Origin of the sequence: Streptomyces sp. JH34 (genome assembly GCF_029428875.1) — a bacterium.
In the GTDB taxonomy this organism is placed as follows: domain Bacteria; phylum Actinomycetota; class Actinomycetes; order Streptomycetales; family Streptomycetaceae; genus Streptomyces.
The window spans coordinates 5492563-5508460 of the sequence record NZ_JAJSOO010000001.1; the positions used below are offsets into that span (position 1 = coordinate 5492563).

Consider the following 15898-nt stretch of genomic DNA (forward strand, 5'->3'; position numbering starts at 1 on the left):
CCCAGAGCGGCGCGCCGCGACCTAGGGTGATCTCCATGCGAGTCGGCACACCCCTGAATCAGCACACGACCCCCACCCGGCGGACACGCGTGCACGTCGTCAGCGACGTGCACGGGAACGCGGAGGCGCTGGCCCGCGCCGGGGACGGCGCGGACGCGCTGATCTGCCTGGGGGACCTGGTCCTCTTCCTCGACTACGCCGACCACTCGCGCGGCATCTTCCCCGACCTGTTCGGCGTCGCCAACGCCCACCGCATCGTCGAGCTGCGCACCGCGCGCCGCTTCGAGGAGGCACGCGCCTTCGGCCGTGAACTGTGGGCCGGCCTGGACCGCAACGCGGCCATCCTGTCCGCCGTGCGCAAGCAGTACGCCGAGCTGTTCGCCGTGATGCCCACCCCTACTTACGCCACCTACGGCAACGTCGACGTGCCCACGCTCTGGCCCGAGTACGCCCGTTCCGGTACGACCGTGCTGGACGGCGAGCGTGCGGAGATCGGAGGCCGGGTCTTCGGATTCGTCGGAGGCGGCCTCAGGACCCCGATGAACACCCCGTACGAGATCAGCGACGAGGAGTACGCCGCCAAGGTCGAGGCGCTCGGCCCGGTGGACGTCCTGTGCTCGCACATCCCGCCGGAGGTCCCGGAGCTGACGTACGACACCGTGGCCCGGCGCTTCGAGCGCGGCAGCAGCGCGCTCCTGGCAGCCATCCGCCGCACCCGCCCCCGCTACGCGCTCTTCGGTCACGTCCACCAGCCGCTGGTCCGCCGGATGCGGATCGGTGTCACCGAGTGCGTCAACGTCGGCCACTTCGCGTCGAGCGGGCGTCCCTGGGCCCTGGAGTGGTGAGCGACACGGCGAACGGCCCCGGGCCGGGGCGCGGACGGGAGGGTCACCGGCACGCGATAGCCTGCACGTGGCAGGCCTCTGCCGAACGCGACCGGTACACCGCACTGGAGGGCCACGGCGATGGCTGAACACACCAGCTCGAGCATCACGATCGAGGCGGCACCGGCCGACGTCATGGGAGTGATCGCCGACTTCGCCCGCTATCCGGAATGGACCGGCGAGGTGAAGGAGGCCGAGATCCTGGCCACCGACGCCCAGGGCCGCGCCGAACAGGTCCGCCTCGTCCTGGACGCCGGAGCGATCAAGGACGACCACGTCCTCTCCTACACCTGGAACAGCGAGTACGAGGTCGACTGGACCCTCGTCAAGTCCCAGATGCTCCGCGCGCTGGACGGCAGTTACGCCCTGGCGCCTCTCGGCGACGGCGACCGCACCCAGGTCACCTACCGGCTCGCCGTCGACGTCAAGATCCCGCTGCTCGGCATGATCAAGCGCAAGGCCGAGAAGGTCATCATCGACCGGGCCCTCGCCGGGCTGAAGAAGCGCGTCGAATCCGTCCCGAAGGCCTGATCACGTGCGTACGGTCCTCGTCACCGGCCCCGGCGGCGCAGGCCGTACCACCGTCGCCGCGGCGACCGCGCTCGCCTCGGCGCGCGCCGGCCGCCGCACACTCCTGGTCTCCGCCGACGCGGTGCCGGCCCTCCCCGCGGGAGCCGAGGCCACCGAGGTCACCGAGCGGCTGGCCTGCGTCCGCATCGACTCCGCCGCGCACTTCCGCGACGAACTCATCGAGCTCCAGGACCGGGCCTCCGGGGTGCTCGACCTGCTCGGAGCCAACCGGCTCGACGCCGAGGAACTCACCGAACTGCCGGGCAGCGCACAGCTCGCCCATCTGCACGCCCTGCGTCGCGCCGCCGAGGGCGACTGGGCCGAGGACGGCCACGAGGTCCTCGTCGTCGACCTGCCCCCGCTCACCGACGCCCTCGCACTCCTCGCCCTGCCGGGTCAGCTGCGCCGCTATCTGCGACGCCTCCTGCCCAGGGAACGCCAGGCCGCCCGTGCCCTGCGCCCCGTGCTCGCCCAGCTCGCCGGCGTCCCCATGCCCGCCCAGTGGCTGTACGAGGCGGCCGCCCGCAAGGACGCCGAACTGGCCGCCGTCGAGGCCCTCGTCGCGGACGACGCGACGACCGTGCGGCTCGTCGCCGAACCCGGGCGGGCCGCCGGCGAAGCGCTGAGCTCCGCCCGCACCGGACTCGCCCTCCACGGACTGCGCGTCGACTCGGTCGTGGCCTCCCGGGTCCTGCCCCGCCACTCCGCCGACCCCTGGTTCGCCGATCTCGCCGCCCGGCAGGAGAAGTGCCTGGACCACTGGCACCAGGAGTGGGAGCCCGGGGTCTCCGTGCGCGAGAGCGCGCACCTCGGCCGCGAACCGCGCACCCTCGAGGACCTGGCTCTGCTCGCCGGGGCCGGCGCACCGGACGACCGCGCGCCGGGACACGCCGGGGGCCCCTGGTGGACGGAGAAGGCGGAGGACGGTGTCATCTCCTGGTGCCTGCCGCTGCCCGGGGCGGTCAAGGAGGACCTCAGGCTCGTCCGGCGCGGCGACGAACTGCTCCTGACCGCAGGGCCGTTCCACCGGATCGTGCGCCTGGAGTCCGCCCTGCGCCGCTGCACCGTCTCCGGAGCCGCGCTGGCGGACGGCGTCCTGCGTGTCCGGTTCACGCCTGACCCCGCGCTCTGGCCCCGGACACAATGAACGGCGTACCACCGTTCGGGTAACGTCGGTAGTACGTGGCCCGTACGGTCGCGCAGGCAACCGCGTCGCAGGAGTCCGCCATGAGTGAATCCACCGATCGTCCCGTCGACGACGACGCGTGGGCGGAGGCCTGCGCCGAGGACTTCGAGGCGGAGAAGGCCCGCCGCCGGGCGCAGTACGGACAGCAGCCCGGCTCCGCCGCGGAGGAACTGCGCAGACTGATCGACGCGGTGGCCGACAAGGTCTCCTCGCTGCAGTCGCCGCTGCTCGGCATGGCGGCGCAGGGCACCGTCCAGCAGGTGATCCGGCAGGCGAAGTCCGCCGTCGAGCCCGTCATCGAGCGCAACCCGGAAGTATTCGACCATCTCGCCGCCGCGGGGAACGAACTCCTCGCCGCCTACCGCACCGCGGTCGAGGGCCAGGAGAACCGCTGGACCCGTGGCACCGAGGGCGCCGGAGGCACCTCGGGCGGCACCGGAAACACCACCGGACCCGGGAAGAAGGCGGCCGAGGACCCCTCGGACCCGCGTGACGAGGGCACCGGCGGCAGCGAGCACATCGACCTGGACTGACCCTGGGAAGGAAATACCCGTCCCCGGCTCGGGTACGGTTGGCCGTAGCGGGGCTCGACCGAAACTGAGGGATTCATGGGACTCACCATCGGCGTCGATATCGGCGGCACGAAGATCGCGGCTGGAGTGGTCGACGAAGAGGGCCGGATCCTCTCGACGTTCAAGGTATCGACCCCGCCGACCGCCGAAGGCATCGTGGACGCGATCAGCGCCGCCGTGGCCGGAGCGAGCGAGGGGCACGACGTCGAGGCGGTGGGCATCGGCGCGGCCGGATACGTCGACGACAAGCGTGCCACCGTGCTGTTCGCCCCGAACATCAACTGGCGCCACGAGCCGCTCAAGGACAAGGTCGAACAGCGCGTCGGCCTGCCCGTCGTCGTCGAGAACGACGCCAACGCCGCGGCCTGGGGCGAATACCGCTTCGGCGCCGGCCAGGGGCACGACGACGTCATCTGCATCACGCTCGGTACCGGCCTGGGCGGCGGCATCATCATCGGCAACAAGCTGCGCCGCGGCCGCTTCGGTGTGGCGGCGGAATTCGGTCACATCCGGGTCGTCCCGGACGGGCTGCTCTGCGGCTGCGGCAGCCAGGGCTGCTGGGAGCAGTACGCCTCCGGGCGCGCGCTCGTGCGATACGCGAAGCAGCGCGCCAACGCCACCCCGGAGAACGCCCAGATCCTGCTGGGGCTGGGTGACGGCACCGTGGAGGGCATCGAGGGCAAGCACATCAGCCAGGCCGCCCGGCAGGGCTGCCCGGTGGCCGTCGACTCCTTCCGTGAGCTGGCCCGCTGGGCCGGAGCCGGTCTGGCCGACCTCGCCTCGCTCTTCGACCCGTCCGCGTTCATCGTCGGCGGCGGCGTCTCGGACGAGGGCGAGCTGGTCCTCGACCCGATCCGCAAGTCGTTCCGGCGCTGGCTGATCGGCGGCGAGTGGCGCCCGCACGCCCAGGTCCTCGCGGCCCAACTGGGCGGCAAGGCAGGCCTGGTGGGCGCTGCGGACCTGGCGCGCCAGGGCTGAGCCCACCCCGTTCCGTCCGACGCCCGTCGCGCCCTCCGGGGAGCGGCGGGCGTCCGTCGTATCGTGCGTCCCATGGTCACGACGCCGATGCCGCTGCCCGACTCCCGTACCGAGCCGGACGGTTCAGCCGTCATCCGGGTGCTCAGCTACAACGTCCGCTCGATGCAGGACGACACCGAGGCGCTGGCCCGTGTCATCCGCGCCTGCGCACCCGACCTGGTGTGCGTGCAGGAGGCCCCCCGCTTCTTCCGCTGGCGCAAGGCGGCGGCCCGGCTCGCCGCCATGACGGACCTGGTGATCCTCAGCGGCGGTGCCACGGCGGCCGGCCCCCTGCTGCTCTGCTCCCTGCGCGCCACCGTGGAACACACGGAGGACGTCCTGCTGCCGCTCACCCCGGGGCTGCACCGCAGGGGCCTGGCCACGGCGGTGGTACGGATCGCGGGGGCGCGGCTCGGCGTCGTGAGCTGCCACCTCAGCCTGCAGCGGGAGGAGCGCCGGGCACAGGCGGGGATGCTGCTGGACCGGGTCGACGCGATGGGTGTCCCGCACGCCGTCGTGGCCGGCGACCTCAACGACGTACCCGAGGGGGGCGCCTTCCGGCAGCTGGCCGGGCGGCTCCAGGACTGCCGGGCCGTACGGCCCTGGGGCGGCGAGCTCACCTTCCCGCCCGGCTCGCCCCGCAAGCGGATCGACGCGGTGTTCGCGACCGGCGGCATCCAGGTGCTCGGCTGCGGCGTCCCCGCCGACCTGCCCGGCGTCACCGGCGAGGACCTGCGGGCGGCGACGGACCATCTGCCCGTGCTCGCCGCCCTCAGGGTGCCCGCCGGGAGCTGAGCCAGGGCCGTGCCGGGGCTGTGGCCGCCTCCGCCGCGCGTCAGACGACCGCGCCGCGGCCCGGGTCGTCGTCCTCCTCGTCGTCGTGGGGCATGCGCGCCACCAGGGTGGCGAAGCCGCCGAGGAAGCCGCCGATGGAGAGCGTGGTCAGCCACCACGTCATCTCCCACTGCATCAGCACCGCGACCAGCATGAGCACCGGGCCGCCGACGACCGCGAGCCATGCGAACTTCGCCGTCACATCGGCCTCGGGGAGCGGCGGCGGCTCCGGCGGGACGAAGTGCCCCTCCTCGCTGTCGTCCGCCTCGTCGGTGTCGCCGTCCCCGGGTTCCGCCAGGCCGTAGTCGCGCGGCCCCGCGACCCCGGGGGCGAAGACGACCGAACCACCGAGGGGCTTCTTCTCCGGCGGCGCGCCGGAGGTCTTCCCATCCACGCCCTTGTCCGCGTCGTCGCCCGCGCCGGACTCCGGGCCCGGGTCCAGGACGTTGAGCTGGTCGTCCTCCAGCAGCGCCAGATCCTCGATCGACTTGAACGGCTTGGCGCCCGGCGGGTCCGGCGGCTCCTCGCCGTATCCCGCGACGATCGCCTCCCAGGCCGCGGCCTCGTCGAGCGGCCGGGCCCCCTCCGTACCCTCGGGGACGGCCGTCCCCTCCGTGGGGCGCGGTTCGCGCTCCTCGTCACTGCCCGCGCGCTCCGCGTCGTGCTCAGCCACCGGACGTGCTCCCCTTTCTGCCAGCGTCGGATGCGAGGCGGTCGACGAACCGGTAGCTCTCGTCGAAGATCCGCTCCGCATCGTGGTCCAACGTCGCCACGTGGTAGCTCTGTTCCAGGAGGATCTCCTCGACCTCCGCGGACGAGATCCGGCTGAGGATCCGCGCCGAGTCGGCCGGCGGCACGACATGGTCCTGCGGACTGTGCAGCAGCACGACCGGCTGGGTGACCTGTGGCAGATCGGCGTCGACCAGCCGGAAGAACGCCCGCACGGAGTGAGCGGCGTGCAGCGGCACCCGGTCGTAGCCGACCTCCTCGGCGCCCTCCAGCGCGATGTCGCTGGTCAGCCCCTTCGTCGTACGCACCACGTGCCGGGCGAGCGGCAGGGCGTACGCCGACAGGCCGTGCACCTTGTTCGCCGGATTCACGAGCACCAGGCCGGCGATCTCGTCACCGTGCTTCGCGGCCAGGCGCAGCGCCAGGGCCCCGCCCATGGAGAGGCCGAAGACGAAGACCTTCTCGCACCGCGCCGTCAGGACCCGCAGCTCCCGGTCCACCTCGGCGTACCAGTCCTGCCAGCCCGTGACCGCCATGTCCTCCCAGCGCGTGCCGTGTCCGGGCAGCAGCGGGAGGGACACGGTGAGGCCGCGCTCCGCCAGGTAGTCGGCCCAGGGGCGCAGCGACTGCGGCGAACCCGTGAATCCGTGACAGAGGAGGACGCCGACCTCTCCGCCCTCGTGGCGGAACGGCTCGGCTCCAGGGAGGACCGGCACCGGGGACTCCTGTTCATGAAGCGGGGCAGGGGTGCGGGGGGTGTGCAAAAGGATTACTTCACCGTACGCGACCGGACCGACACCGACCAGGGCCGTCACGCTCCGGGCGGCAGCCGCCCGCGGCGCCGTCTGTGAGGGATACCGCCCCGAGCGGGCGGGGAAGGCCGCGGCCCCACGGGTTAAGGTCATTCGCACGGCACACAGGAGGCACCAGAGTTGATCTACGGCGCAATGAAGTTCTCCATCGGCGGTTCCCTGAAGCTCGCCTTCAGACCGTGGGTGGAGGGCCTGGAGAACATTCCCGCACACGGGCCGGCGATCCTCGCGAGCAACCACCTGTCGTTCTCGGACTCCTTCTTCCTGCCGGCCGTCCTCGACCGCAAGGTGACCTTCATCGCCAAGGCGGAGTACTTCACCGCCCCCGGGGTGAAGGGGAAGCTCACCGCCGCGTTCTTCAAGGGTGTCGGCCAGCTCCCGGTGGACCGCTCCGGCGGCCGCGGTGCCGGGGAGGCCGCCATCAAGGCCGGCATCCAGGTCATCGAGAGCGGGGGGCTCTTCGGCATCTACCCGGAGGGCACCCGCTCGCCCGACGGACGGCTCTACCGGGGCAAGCCCGGAGGCCTCGCCCGGGTGGCCCTCGCCACCGGTGCGCCGGTCATCCCCGTGGCGATGATCGACACGGAGAAGATCCAGCCTCCCGGCCAGGTGGTGCCCAAGCTGATGCGGCCCGGCATCAGGATCGGTGAGCCGCTGGACTTCAGCCGCTACCAGGGCATGGACGGCGACCGCTTCATCCTCCGTTCGGTGACCGACGAGGTCATGTACGAGATCATGAAGCTCTCCGGCCAGGAGTACGTGGACGTCTACGCCACCGCGGCCAAGCGGCAGATCGCCGAGGACGCGAAGAAGAAGGGCCAGGAGGAACCCGGCGCGTGAGTGCGGCGCGGGGGCAGCAAGGCAGGGGGAGGAAACCGGGGGAGGGGACCCAGAGGACATGGCCGGGCGTGAACGGGTCGTAAGGATGTCGGTCGAGCAGCCGTTGTGGCGGGCGCTGACCGCGTACCGCGTGCTGACCCTTCTCTACGCGGCGCTGCTGGCGGGCTTCGGCCGCGGGAAGTACGAGCGGCCCTGGGTGGCCCTGGCCTTCCTGGCGTTCCTCGCCCTCTGGACGCTCGCCACCCTGCCCAGGGTGGCCAACGCCGCGAACTGCACCAAGCGCTTCCTCGGCCTGGACCTCACGGTCGCCCTCACCGGGATCCTGCTGACCCCGCTCGCGGACTTCGACGCCCAGCACATGGACGGCCCGACGCTCCCGTCGATCTGGACCGCGGGCTCCGTCCTCGCCTTCGCGCTCAAGGGCGGCTGGCGCTGGGCGGCCTTCGCCTCCACCCTCGTCGCCGTCGCCAACATCATCGAGCGGGGCGAGCCCAGCAGGGACACCTTCCACAACGTCGTCCTGGTCTGGGTCGCCTCCATCGCCATCGGCTACGTCGTCGAGGTGGCCCGCGCCAGTGAGCGCACCCTGGCCCGCGCCCTGGAGATCGAGGCCGCGACCCGGGAGCGGGAACGGCTCGCCCGCGACATCCACGACAGCGTCCTCCAGGTCCTGGCCATGGTCCAGCGGCGCGGCACGGCCCTGGGCGGCGAGGCCGCCGAGCTCGGCCGGATGGCCGGGGAGCAGGAGGTCGCGCTGCGGACCCTGGTCTCCAGCGGCCTGGTTCCCACGACCAGGGTCTCCGAGGACAGCTCGGAGGGCGCGGTGGTCCGCGCGGTGGACACCGACGAGGCCGAGAGCGCCGAGTGCGACCTGCGTGCCCTGCTCGCTCCGCACGCGGGCTCCAGGGTCACCTTCGCGGAACCCGGTGCCCCGGTGGTGCTCGCGGCGGAGGCGGCACGCGAGCTCGCCGCCGCGGTGAGCGCCGCGCTGGACAACGTCCGGGTCCACGCGGGGCCTGACGCCCAGGCGTGGATCCTGGTGGAGGACGAGCCGGACGAGGTGATCGTCACGGTCCGGGACGACGGCCCGGGCATCCCGGAGGGCAGGCTGGTCCAGGCGGAGGGGGAGGGCCGGCTCGGCGTCGCCCTGTCGATCCGCGGACGGCTGCGCGACCTGGGCGGCACGGCAGAGCTGATCTCGGTACCCGGCCAGGGAACCGAGGTCGAGTTGAAGGTTCCGAAGGTTTCACGGGGGAAGGCAGGATCGGCCCGATGAGTACACCGAACACGCAGGAGTCCCAGGAGCGGGCCATCAGGGTGATGGTCGTCGACGACCATCCGATGTGGCGCGACGCCGTCGCCCGCGATCTGACCGAGTCCGGTTTCGACGTGGTCGCGACCGCCGGGGACGGCCCGGGTGCGGTCCGCCGCGCCCACGCCGCCGTGCCCGACGTCCTGGTGCTCGACCTGAACCTGCCGGGGATGCCCGGCGTCCAGGTCTGCAAGGAGCTCGTCGGATCGCAGCCCGGGCTGCGCGTCCTCGTCCTCTCCGCCAGCGGGGAGCACGCCGATGTCCTGGAGGCCGTGAAGTCCGGCGCCACCGGCTACCTGCTCAAGTCGGCAAGCACCCGCGAACTGACCGACGCCGTGCGCGCCACCGCGGCGGGCGACCCGGTCTTCACCCCGGGGCTCGCCGGACTCGTCCTCGGCGAGTACCGCAGGCTCGCCTCCGACCCGGCCCCCGCCGCGCCCGACCAGCCGAAGGTCCCGCAGCTCACCGACCGCGAGACGGAGGTCCTGAGGCTGGTCGCCAAGGGACTCTCGTACAAGCAGATCGCCGAGCGCCTGGTCATCTCCCACCGCACCGTCCAGAACCACGTCCAGAACACCCTGGGCAAGCTCCAGCTGCACAATCGGGTGGAGCTCGTGCGCTACGCCATCGAGGCCGGTCTCGACGACGTCTGACCCCGGTCGATCCCGCCCCCGTACGCGGAGGCGGGGTCCTCTTCGGCCGGCTCCTCGGTCCGGTTCGCCCGGCCGGGCGGCATCCCGGGGGCGCGGGCCGTATATTCGCGTGGACCGGCCCCACCCCCTCACCAGGGAGACGTCGTGGAAATCCTGGCATTCGGCGTGCAGTCCGACGAGAAGCCGCTGATCGAGAAGGCCTTCGCCGGCCTGCACGACGTCCGCTGCCTGGACGTCTTCCTCACCGAGGACACCGCCCCGATCGCCGCGGGCCACGAGATCATCTCCACCAGCGTCAACGCCGATCTCGGCAGCCGGGTCCTGCAGACCCTCGCCGCGGGCGGCACGCAGATGATCGCCCAGCGCTCCACCGGCTTCAACAACATCGACCTCGACGTCGCCGAACGGCTCGCCCTGCGCGTCGCCCGCGTCTCGTACTACTCGCCCTACTCGGTCGCCGAGTTCGCCTGGACCCTGGCCATGGCCGTCAACCGCCGCATCGTCCGCGCGGTGAGCCGCACCCGTGACTTCGACTTCCGGCTCGACGGACTCCTCGGCCGCGACATGCACGGCCGCACGGCCGGTGTGCTCGGCACCGGGAAGATCGGCGAGGCGTTCGCCCGGATCGCCCACGGCTTCGGCATGGACCTGCTCGGCTGGGACGTCGCCGAGAACCCCGCCTGCACCGCACTCGGCATGACCTACGTGGACAAGGAGCAGCTCTTCGCCGAGGCCGACCTGATCAGCCTCCACGTGCCACTGCTCCCGGCCACGCAGCACCTCATCGGCGAGGAGGCCCTCTCCGCGATGAAGGACGACGCCATCCTGGTCAACTCCAGCCGGGGCGGCCTCATCGACACCCGCGCGCTCGTCCGGGAGCTGCGGGCCGGCCGCTTCACCGGGGTCGGGCTCGACGTCTACGAGGCGGAGGCAGGGCTCTTCTACGTCGACAAGTCCGTGGAGGGCATCGACGACGACACCCTCGCCCGGCTCGTCACCTTCCCCAACGTCATCGTGACCTCACACCAGGCGTACTACACGCGGGACGCCGTGGGACAGATCATCGACGCCACCGTGCAGAACGTCACCGACTACCTGGCGGGCCGCCGCAGCGACAACTTCCTGGTCCCCGCGCTCCCGCCGCGCTAGCCCGGCGGGAGCCCACACCCCTGGTGCCTCCCTCAGCCGAGCACCGGCAGCGACGCCAGCAGCCCGGCCACGATCGTCGCGCCGCGCAGTGTCAGCACCGACTCCGGGTGGAACTGCACCGACGCGAAGCCCCGGCCCCGCAGCGCGTGCAGTTCGCCGGACACCGCGTCCCCGCTCACCTCGATGCCGTGCGCACCCAGTTCCGTGGCCGCCGCGTCGTCGCAGAGCGCGGTGAAGCTGTTGTAGAAGCCCACGGTCTCGGGCCTTCCGAACAGATCGATCCGGGTCTGCGCCCCCTGGTACGGCACGGCCTTCCGCGCGATCTCCAGGCCCAGCTCCGCCGCGATCAGCTCATGGCCGAGGCAGACGCCGAGCAGGCCGTGCCGGTGGTCCCGGACCAGCTCGGCGGTCAGCTCCCGCAGCAGCCGCATCTTCGGATCAGCGGTGTCCGCCGGGTTCCCTGGGCCGGGGCCCAGCACCACGGGCCCCTCGTGGGCCCGCACGGTCCCGCGCAGTCCGGGCTCGTCGTACCGGCGTACCGACACGGTGAGGCCCGAGGAGCGCAGCAGATGCGCGAGCATCGCCGTGAAGGTGTCCTCGGCGTCCACCACCAGGGCGTGGCCGGAGAGGTCCCGCGTGCGCTCCTGCATGCGCAGCCAGAAGGGGGCCAGCCCGCCGCGCCGGTCGTCCAGGGCCGCCTGGACCCGCGGATCGGAGGCCAGCCGCGGACGGTCCGCCTCCGACTCCGGACGGCCCGGCCGGACGCCCAGCGCCGCGAGCACCCCGGCCGCCTTCGCGTGGGTCTCGGCCACCTCACCCGCCGGATCGGAGTGGCGCACCAGTGTCGCCCCCACCGGCACGCGCAGCCGGCCGTCCGCCGAGATGTCGGCGGTACGGATCAGGATCGGCGAGTCCAGCGTCTGCGCGCCGCCGGGCTCCCGGCTCACCAGTGCCAGCGCGCCCGCGTAGTAGCCGCGGCCCCCCGGCTCGTACCGCTCGATCACCCGGCAGGCGTTCTGGACGGGGGAGCCGGTGACCGTCGCCGCGAACATGGTCTCCCTGAGGACCTCGCGCACATCCAGCGAGGACCTCCCGCGCAGTTCGTACTCCGTGTGCGCGAGATGGGCCATCTCCTTGAGCCGCGGCCCGATCACGACCCCGCCCATGTCGCCGACGGTGCACATCATCTTGAGCTCCTCGTCGACCACCATGGAGAGTTCCTCGGTCTCCTTGCGGTCGCCGAGGAAGGCCAGCAGGCCCTCGGCGGTCGGCCCCTCGGCCGGGTAGCGGTAGGTCCCGCTGATCGGGTTCATCACCACGGTCCCGCCGGACATCCGCACGTGGACCTCAGGGCTGGCGCCGACCAGTGTGCGGCCGCCCGTGCCCGGCCGCCCCGACGCGGACGCGTTCCCCGTGTGGACGACGAACGTCCAGTACGCGCCGCGCTCACCGGCCAGCAGCCGCCTGAACAGCGCCAGCGCGTCGGCACGGCCGAAGCCGGGGATCTCGCCGCCGAAGGTCCGCCGGATCACGAAGTTGGCGCCCTCACCCTGTCCGATCTCGTCCTCGACGACCCGGCGGACGATGTCCCCGTACTCCTCGTCGGGGACGTCGAACGCGCCGTCCTCGACCCGTACGTCGTGACCGGGCAGCCGCGCGAGAACCTCGGCCAGCGGCAGCTCGCGCACCTCGTCGGCGACCAGCACGGCCAGCGGGGTCCCGTCGTCCCGCACGTCGAAGCCGCGCTCGGCGATCTGCCGGAAGGGCACCAGGGCCAGCGAGGGCAGTTCACCCACCGGGATGCCGGCGAGCCGGTCCACCTCGAGCACCTCGCCGGTCAGGACCTCGACGGTGTCGTGGTCCCGGCCGGGCGTGCGCCTGCGCAGCAGCGCGAAGGGCGGGGCGTCGTCACGGAGCAGGGCGGACAGGACCGACCCGACGTCCGCGGCGCGGCCGGGCTCGGACATGGGCTGGGGCAGGGGCTCGGGCATGGGCGTTCCTCTTCCTGACGGAGGAACGGCTCCCGGCTCCGGAAACGCAGAGAAGGCCGCCCCTCGGGCGGCCTTCGCGAAGTCTGTACGCGCGATGAGTCAGCGGGCCGCCGGATGAGCGGTCCACCACCAGTTCTGGGTCGTCTGCGCGAACATGCCACGTACCTTAACGGACGTGGTGGACGGATGAGCGCGCGTCTCATGTGTTGAGCGGCCGGGCGGGACGCGGCCGCCGACCCCGTAATGTTGTCAAGGTGACCGTGAACGCCAATACCTCCGTCGCCGGTGGCCACACCTGGCGAGACCTTCCCGCGGCGCAGCAGCCCGAGTACCCCGATGCCGAGGCTCTGCGCGACGTACTCGCGGACCTCGAGTCGTATCCTCCGCTCGTCTTCGCGGGCGAGTGCGACCAGCTGCGCGCCCGCCTGGGAGCCGTCGCCAAGGGCGAGGCGTTCCTGCTGCAGGGCGGCGACTGTGCCGAGGCCTTCGACGGCGTGTCCGCCGAGCACATCCGGGCCAAGCTGAAGACCCTGCTCCAGATGAGCGCCGTCCTGACGTACGCGGCCTCCGTGCCGGTCGTCAAGATCGGCCGTATCGCCGGGCAGTACTCCAAGCCGCGCTCCAAGCCGACCGAGACCCGCGACGGCGTGACGCTGCCGACCTACCGCGGTGACTCCGTCAACGGCTTCGAGTTCACCGAGGCCGCCCGCATCCCGGACCCCCAGCGGCTGAAGCAGATGTACCACGCGTCCGCTTCCACGCTGAACCTGGTGCGCGCCTTCACCACCGGTGGTTACGCGGACCTGCGCCAGGTGCACGCCTGGAACCAGGACTTCGTGAAGTCCTCGCCGTCCGGGCAGCGTTACGAGGCCCTGGCGCGCGAGATCGACAACGCGCTGAACTTCATGAAGGCGTGCGGCACGGACCCGGCCGAGTTCAAGGCCGTCGAGTTCTACGCCTCGCACGAGGCGCTGCTGCTGGACTACGAGTCGTCGCTGACCCGCACCGACTCGCGGACCGGCCGGCTGTACGACACCTCGGGCCACATGGTCTGGGTCGGTGAGCGCACCCGCCAGATGGACGGCGCGCACATCGAGTTCGCCTCGAAGATCCGCAACCCCATCGGGATCAAGCTCGGCCCGACGACCACCGTCGACGAGGCGCTCGGCTACATCGACCGCCTCGACCCCGAGCGCGAGCCGGGCCGGCTCACCTTCATCGTCCGCATGGGCGCCGGCAAGGTCCGTGACAAGCTCCCCGAGCTGGTCGAGAAGGTCACCGCGTCCGGTGCCCAGGTCGTGTGGGTGACCGACCCGATGCACGGCAACACCTTCGAGGCGGCGTCCGGCCACAAGACGCGTCGCTTCGACGACGTCCTGGACGAGGTCAAGGGCTTCTTCGAGGTGCACAAGCAGCTCGGGACGCACCCCGGTGGCATCCACGTCGAGCTCACCGGTGACGACGTCACCGAGTGCGTCGGCGGCGGCCACGAGATCTTCGTGGACGACCTGCACCAGCGCTACGAGACGGCCTGCGACCCGCGCCTCAACCGCAGCCAGTCCCTCGACCTGGCCTTCCTGGTCGCCGAGATGTACCGCGACCAGTAGGAACCACCCCGGACGACACCTGTGGGGCACGGATCGATGTGATCCGTGCCCCACAGGCGTACCGGGGCTTTTGCGACCAGCGGCGCACAGGTAAGGTTAGGTTAGCCTCACCGGGAAATCGGGACGGCCAAGCGATCGATCCGCCGGGAGGTGAACCGCGTGTACGTATGTTCCTGCTTCGGCATCACGGAGGACCAGGTCAAGAAGCATGCCGACGGCGGAGCGTGTACGCCGCGGCAGATCGCCTCCGCCTGCAAGGCGGGCACCGACTGCGGCGGCTGCGTCCGCAGGATCCAGGCCCTGCTCGGCCGCGGCGACTGCCCTCGCCGTGATCTCACCGAGGGCCGCACGGCACCGACGGGCGCTCCGGCGGGTGCGCCCGCCGCCCTCGGCGCCACGCCCGACGTCAGGCTCTCCGACGCCGCCTGAGAGTCCCGGCCGGAACCACGGGATCACCGCGGAGCCCGCGGGGATCAGCTTTCCGGCTGCTCGATCAACTGTGCGATGTAGAGCGCCTCGCCGAGCTTCTCGATCAGCTCCAGCTGGGTGTCGAGATAGTCGATGTGGTGCTCCTCGTCCTCGAGGATGGACTCGAAGATGTTCGCGGACGTCACGTCGCCCTTGCCGCGCATCACGTCGATGCCCCGCCTGAGGCGGTCGATCGCCTCCACCTCGACCTGCCGGTCGGCCTGGAACATCTCGGTGACCGTCTGCCCGACCCGGACGTGGAAGAGCCGCTGATAGTTGGGCAGGCCGTCCAGGAACAGGATCCGGTCGGTGAGGATCTCCGCGTGCTTCATCTCGTCGAACGATTCCGACCGGGTGTACTTGGCGAGCTTCGTCCAGCCGAAGTTCTCCTGCATCTTCGCGTGCAGGAAGTACTGATTGATGGCGGTCAATTCGGCGGTCAGCTGTTCGTTGAGGAACTCGAGGACCTCGGGGTCGCCCTGCATCGCAGAGGCTCCTTCCAACCGGTGAACTGGGCAGGTTTCCGGCGCATCCTCGCATCGAGCCACCCGGCAGTCCAGTAAGTGCACGCTTAGTATGAGTTGCCCCAATCGGCTCTCCCCTGGTCATGACCACCCCTGCCTGTCTGTCACCATGGAGGCATGGGTCAGCCGGAAAGCCGGGAACGCGGCACAGCAGAACAGGCCGGGCTTCCACCGGGGCAGCGGCTGCAGCGAGGCTGGCCGGTCACCCATTACGGGCCGGTGCCCAAGTTCAAACCGGACCGCTGGGAGTTCCGGGTCTTCGGGGCCACGGCCGACGGCGACAAGCACTGCTGGAATCACCAGGAATTCACGGCACTGCCTTTCTCGTCCGTCGTCGCCGACCTCCACTGCGTGACCAAATTCAGCATGCTCGGAGCCGAATGGGGCGGAATCCTCGCCCGTGAGGTACTGGAACTCGCACCGCCCGGACCCGGGGTGACCCATGTGATGGTCTGGGCCGAATACGGATTCAGCTCGAATCTCCGTATCGCCGACTTCGCCTCGGACCGGACGCTGTTCGCGACCCACAAGGACGGCGAACTGCTCACCGCCGAGCACGGATTCCCGCTGCGCCTCGTCGTGCCGCACCTGTATGCCTGGAAGGGCCCCAAATGGGTCCGGGGCATCGAGTACATGACGGCGGACCGACGGGGGTTCTGGGAGGAGCGGGGTTACCACAACATCGGTGACCCCTGGAGCGAGCAGCGCTACTCGTACCAGGAGGAGCTCGGGGACGGCCCCGAACTCTGA

18 protein-coding genes are annotated in these 15898 nt (G+C 71.4%); 13 read left to right on the top strand and 5 right to left on the bottom strand.

Going from position 1 to position 15898, the window contains the following annotated elements:
- Positions 1 to 35: 35 nt before the first annotated feature.
- The 6 genes from LWJ43_RS24640 to LWJ43_RS24665 all read left to right on the top strand — a co-directional run bounded on the left by LWJ43_RS24640 (position 36) and on the right by LWJ43_RS24665 (position 5024).
- Entirely contained in the window at positions 36 to 845 is an 810-nt protein-coding gene (locus tag LWJ43_RS24640) for a metallophosphoesterase family protein (protein ID WP_277334389.1), read from the top strand.
- Positions 846 to 965: 120 nt separating this feature from the next.
- Positions 966 to 1415, top strand: coding sequence for an SRPBCC family protein (locus LWJ43_RS24645; protein WP_277334390.1), 450 nt, complete (start codon positions 966 to 968; stop codon positions 1413 to 1415).
- Between the two features lie 4 nt (positions 1416 to 1419).
- Complete coding sequence (locus tag LWJ43_RS24650) at positions 1420 to 2601, top strand: ArsA family ATPase (protein WP_277334391.1); 1182 nt, start codon at positions 1420 to 1422, stop codon at positions 2599 to 2601.
- An 80-nt stretch (positions 2602 to 2681) separates the two neighbouring features.
- A complete protein-coding gene (locus LWJ43_RS24655; protein WP_277334392.1) occupies positions 2682 to 3173 on the top strand; it encodes a DUF5304 domain-containing protein in 492 nt (163 codons plus the stop codon).
- A gap of 75 nt (positions 3174 to 3248) precedes the next feature.
- Positions 3249 to 4190 carry an ROK family glucokinase gene (locus LWJ43_RS24660; RefSeq protein WP_277334393.1) on the top strand — a complete coding sequence of 314 codons (942 nt, stop codon included), beginning with the start codon at positions 3249 to 3251 and terminating at the stop codon, positions 4188 to 4190.
- Positions 4191 to 4262: 72 nt separating this feature from the next.
- On the top strand, positions 4263 to 5024 hold the full coding sequence (locus LWJ43_RS24665; RefSeq protein WP_277334394.1) for an endonuclease/exonuclease/phosphatase family protein: 762 nt from the start codon (positions 4263 to 4265) through the stop codon (positions 5022 to 5024).
- A 40-nt stretch (positions 5025 to 5064) separates the two neighbouring features.
- Here the strand turns inward: LWJ43_RS24665 and LWJ43_RS24670 are convergent, their stop codons facing one another.
- On the bottom strand, positions 5065 to 5736 hold the full coding sequence (locus tag LWJ43_RS24670) for an ICP22 family protein (protein WP_277334395.1): 672 nt from the start codon (positions 5734 to 5736) through the stop codon (positions 5065 to 5067).
- Positions 5729 to 6508 carry an alpha/beta hydrolase gene (locus LWJ43_RS24675; protein WP_277334396.1) on the bottom strand — a complete coding sequence of 260 codons (780 nt, stop codon included), beginning with the start codon at positions 6506 to 6508 and terminating at the stop codon, positions 5729 to 5731. The genes LWJ43_RS24670 and LWJ43_RS24675 overlap by 8 nt, the downstream gene beginning before the upstream one ends.
- A 216-nt stretch (positions 6509 to 6724) precedes the next feature.
- Here LWJ43_RS24675 and LWJ43_RS24680 point away from each other — a divergent pair, with 216 nt between their 5' ends.
- From LWJ43_RS24680 to LWJ43_RS24695, 4 genes are all read left to right on the top strand, one after another.
- Positions 6725 to 7444: a lysophospholipid acyltransferase family protein gene (locus tag LWJ43_RS24680; RefSeq protein ID WP_277334397.1), complete on the top strand. Its 720-nt coding sequence runs from the start codon at positions 6725 to 6727 to the stop codon at positions 7442 to 7444.
- 58 nt (positions 7445 to 7502) lie between these two features.
- Positions 7503 to 8720, top strand: coding sequence for a MacS family sensor histidine kinase (gene macS, locus LWJ43_RS24685; RefSeq protein ID WP_277334398.1), 1218 nt, complete (start codon positions 7503 to 7505; stop codon positions 8718 to 8720).
- Positions 8717 to 9409, top strand: a complete 693-nt coding sequence (locus LWJ43_RS24690) for a response regulator (protein ID WP_277334399.1) — start codon at positions 8717 to 8719, stop codon at positions 9407 to 9409. Before macS ends, LWJ43_RS24690 begins: the two co-directional genes overlap by 4 nt.
- Before the next feature lie 144 nt (positions 9410 to 9553).
- Complete coding sequence (locus tag LWJ43_RS24695; protein ID WP_277334400.1) at positions 9554 to 10558, top strand: 2-hydroxyacid dehydrogenase; 1005 nt, start codon at positions 9554 to 9556, stop codon at positions 10556 to 10558.
- 32 nt (positions 10559 to 10590) lie between these two features.
- On the opposite strand, the gene LWJ43_RS24700 is transcribed toward LWJ43_RS24695, so the two are convergent.
- Both LWJ43_RS24700 and LWJ43_RS33120 read right to left on the bottom strand, forming a co-directional pair.
- Entirely contained in the window at positions 10591 to 12525 is a 1935-nt protein-coding gene (locus tag LWJ43_RS24700) for an anthranilate synthase family protein (protein ID WP_277335980.1), read from the bottom strand.
- Positions 12526 to 12648: 123 nt separating this feature from the next.
- Positions 12649 to 12705 (bottom strand): trp operon leader peptide, encoded by a 57-nt coding sequence (locus LWJ43_RS33120; protein ID WP_124277238.1) that lies wholly within the window; start codon positions 12703 to 12705, stop codon positions 12649 to 12651.
- Between the two features lie 104 nt (positions 12706 to 12809).
- On the opposite strand from LWJ43_RS33120, the gene LWJ43_RS24705 reads away from it, so the two are divergent.
- Together LWJ43_RS24705 and LWJ43_RS24710 are read left to right on the top strand one after the other, a co-directional pair.
- On the top strand, positions 12810 to 14156 hold the full coding sequence (locus LWJ43_RS24705; protein WP_277334401.1) for a class II 3-deoxy-7-phosphoheptulonate synthase: 1347 nt from the start codon (positions 12810 to 12812) through the stop codon (positions 14154 to 14156).
- A gap of 159 nt (positions 14157 to 14315) precedes the next feature.
- A complete protein-coding gene (locus LWJ43_RS24710; protein ID WP_277334402.1) occupies positions 14316 to 14585 on the top strand; it encodes a (2Fe-2S)-binding protein in 270 nt (89 codons plus the stop codon).
- Positions 14586 to 14629: 44 nt separating this feature from the next.
- Here LWJ43_RS24710 and bfr read toward each other — a convergent pair whose 3' ends face one another.
- The gene (gene bfr / locus LWJ43_RS24715; RefSeq protein WP_277334403.1) at positions 14630 to 15109 is read right to left on the bottom strand and encodes a bacterioferritin; all 480 of its coding nucleotides are present in this window, start codon (positions 15107 to 15109) and stop codon (positions 14630 to 14632) included.
- A gap of 156 nt (positions 15110 to 15265) precedes the next feature.
- Between bfr and LWJ43_RS24720 the strand changes: the two genes are divergently transcribed.
- Positions 15266 to 15898: a sulfite oxidase-like oxidoreductase gene (locus LWJ43_RS24720; protein WP_277334404.1), complete on the top strand. Its 633-nt coding sequence runs from the start codon at positions 15266 to 15268 to the stop codon at positions 15896 to 15898.

Coding starts and splice junctions, on each gene's coding strand:
- LWJ43_RS24640 (WP_277334389.1), top strand. CDS start 36: ATGCGAGTCGGCACACCCCTGAATCAGCACACGACCCCCACCCGGCGG.
- LWJ43_RS24645 (WP_277334390.1), top strand. CDS start 966: ATGGCTGAACACACCAGCTCGAGCATCACGATCGAGGCGGCACCGGCC.
- LWJ43_RS24655 (WP_277334392.1), top strand. CDS start 2,682: ATGAGTGAATCCACCGATCGTCCCGTCGACGACGACGCGTGGGCGGAG.
- LWJ43_RS24660 (WP_277334393.1), top strand. CDS start 3,249: ATGGGACTCACCATCGGCGTCGATATCGGCGGCACGAAGATCGCGGCT.
- LWJ43_RS24665 (WP_277334394.1), top strand. CDS start 4,263: ATGGTCACGACGCCGATGCCGCTGCCCGACTCCCGTACCGAGCCGGAC.
- macS (WP_277334398.1), top strand. CDS start 7,503: ATGGCCGGGCGTGAACGGGTCGTAAGGATGTCGGTCGAGCAGCCGTTG.
- LWJ43_RS24690 (WP_277334399.1), top strand. CDS start 8,717: ATGAGTACACCGAACACGCAGGAGTCCCAGGAGCGGGCCATCAGGGTG.
- LWJ43_RS24700 (WP_277335980.1), bottom strand. CDS start 12,525: ATGTCCGAGCCCGGCCGCGCCGCGGACGTCGGGTCGGTCCTGTCCGCC.
- bfr (WP_277334403.1), bottom strand. CDS start 15,109: ATGCAGGGCGACCCCGAGGTCCTCGAGTTCCTCAACGAACAGCTGACC.
- LWJ43_RS24720 (WP_277334404.1), top strand. CDS start 15,266: ATGGGTCAGCCGGAAAGCCGGGAACGCGGCACAGCAGAACAGGCCGGG.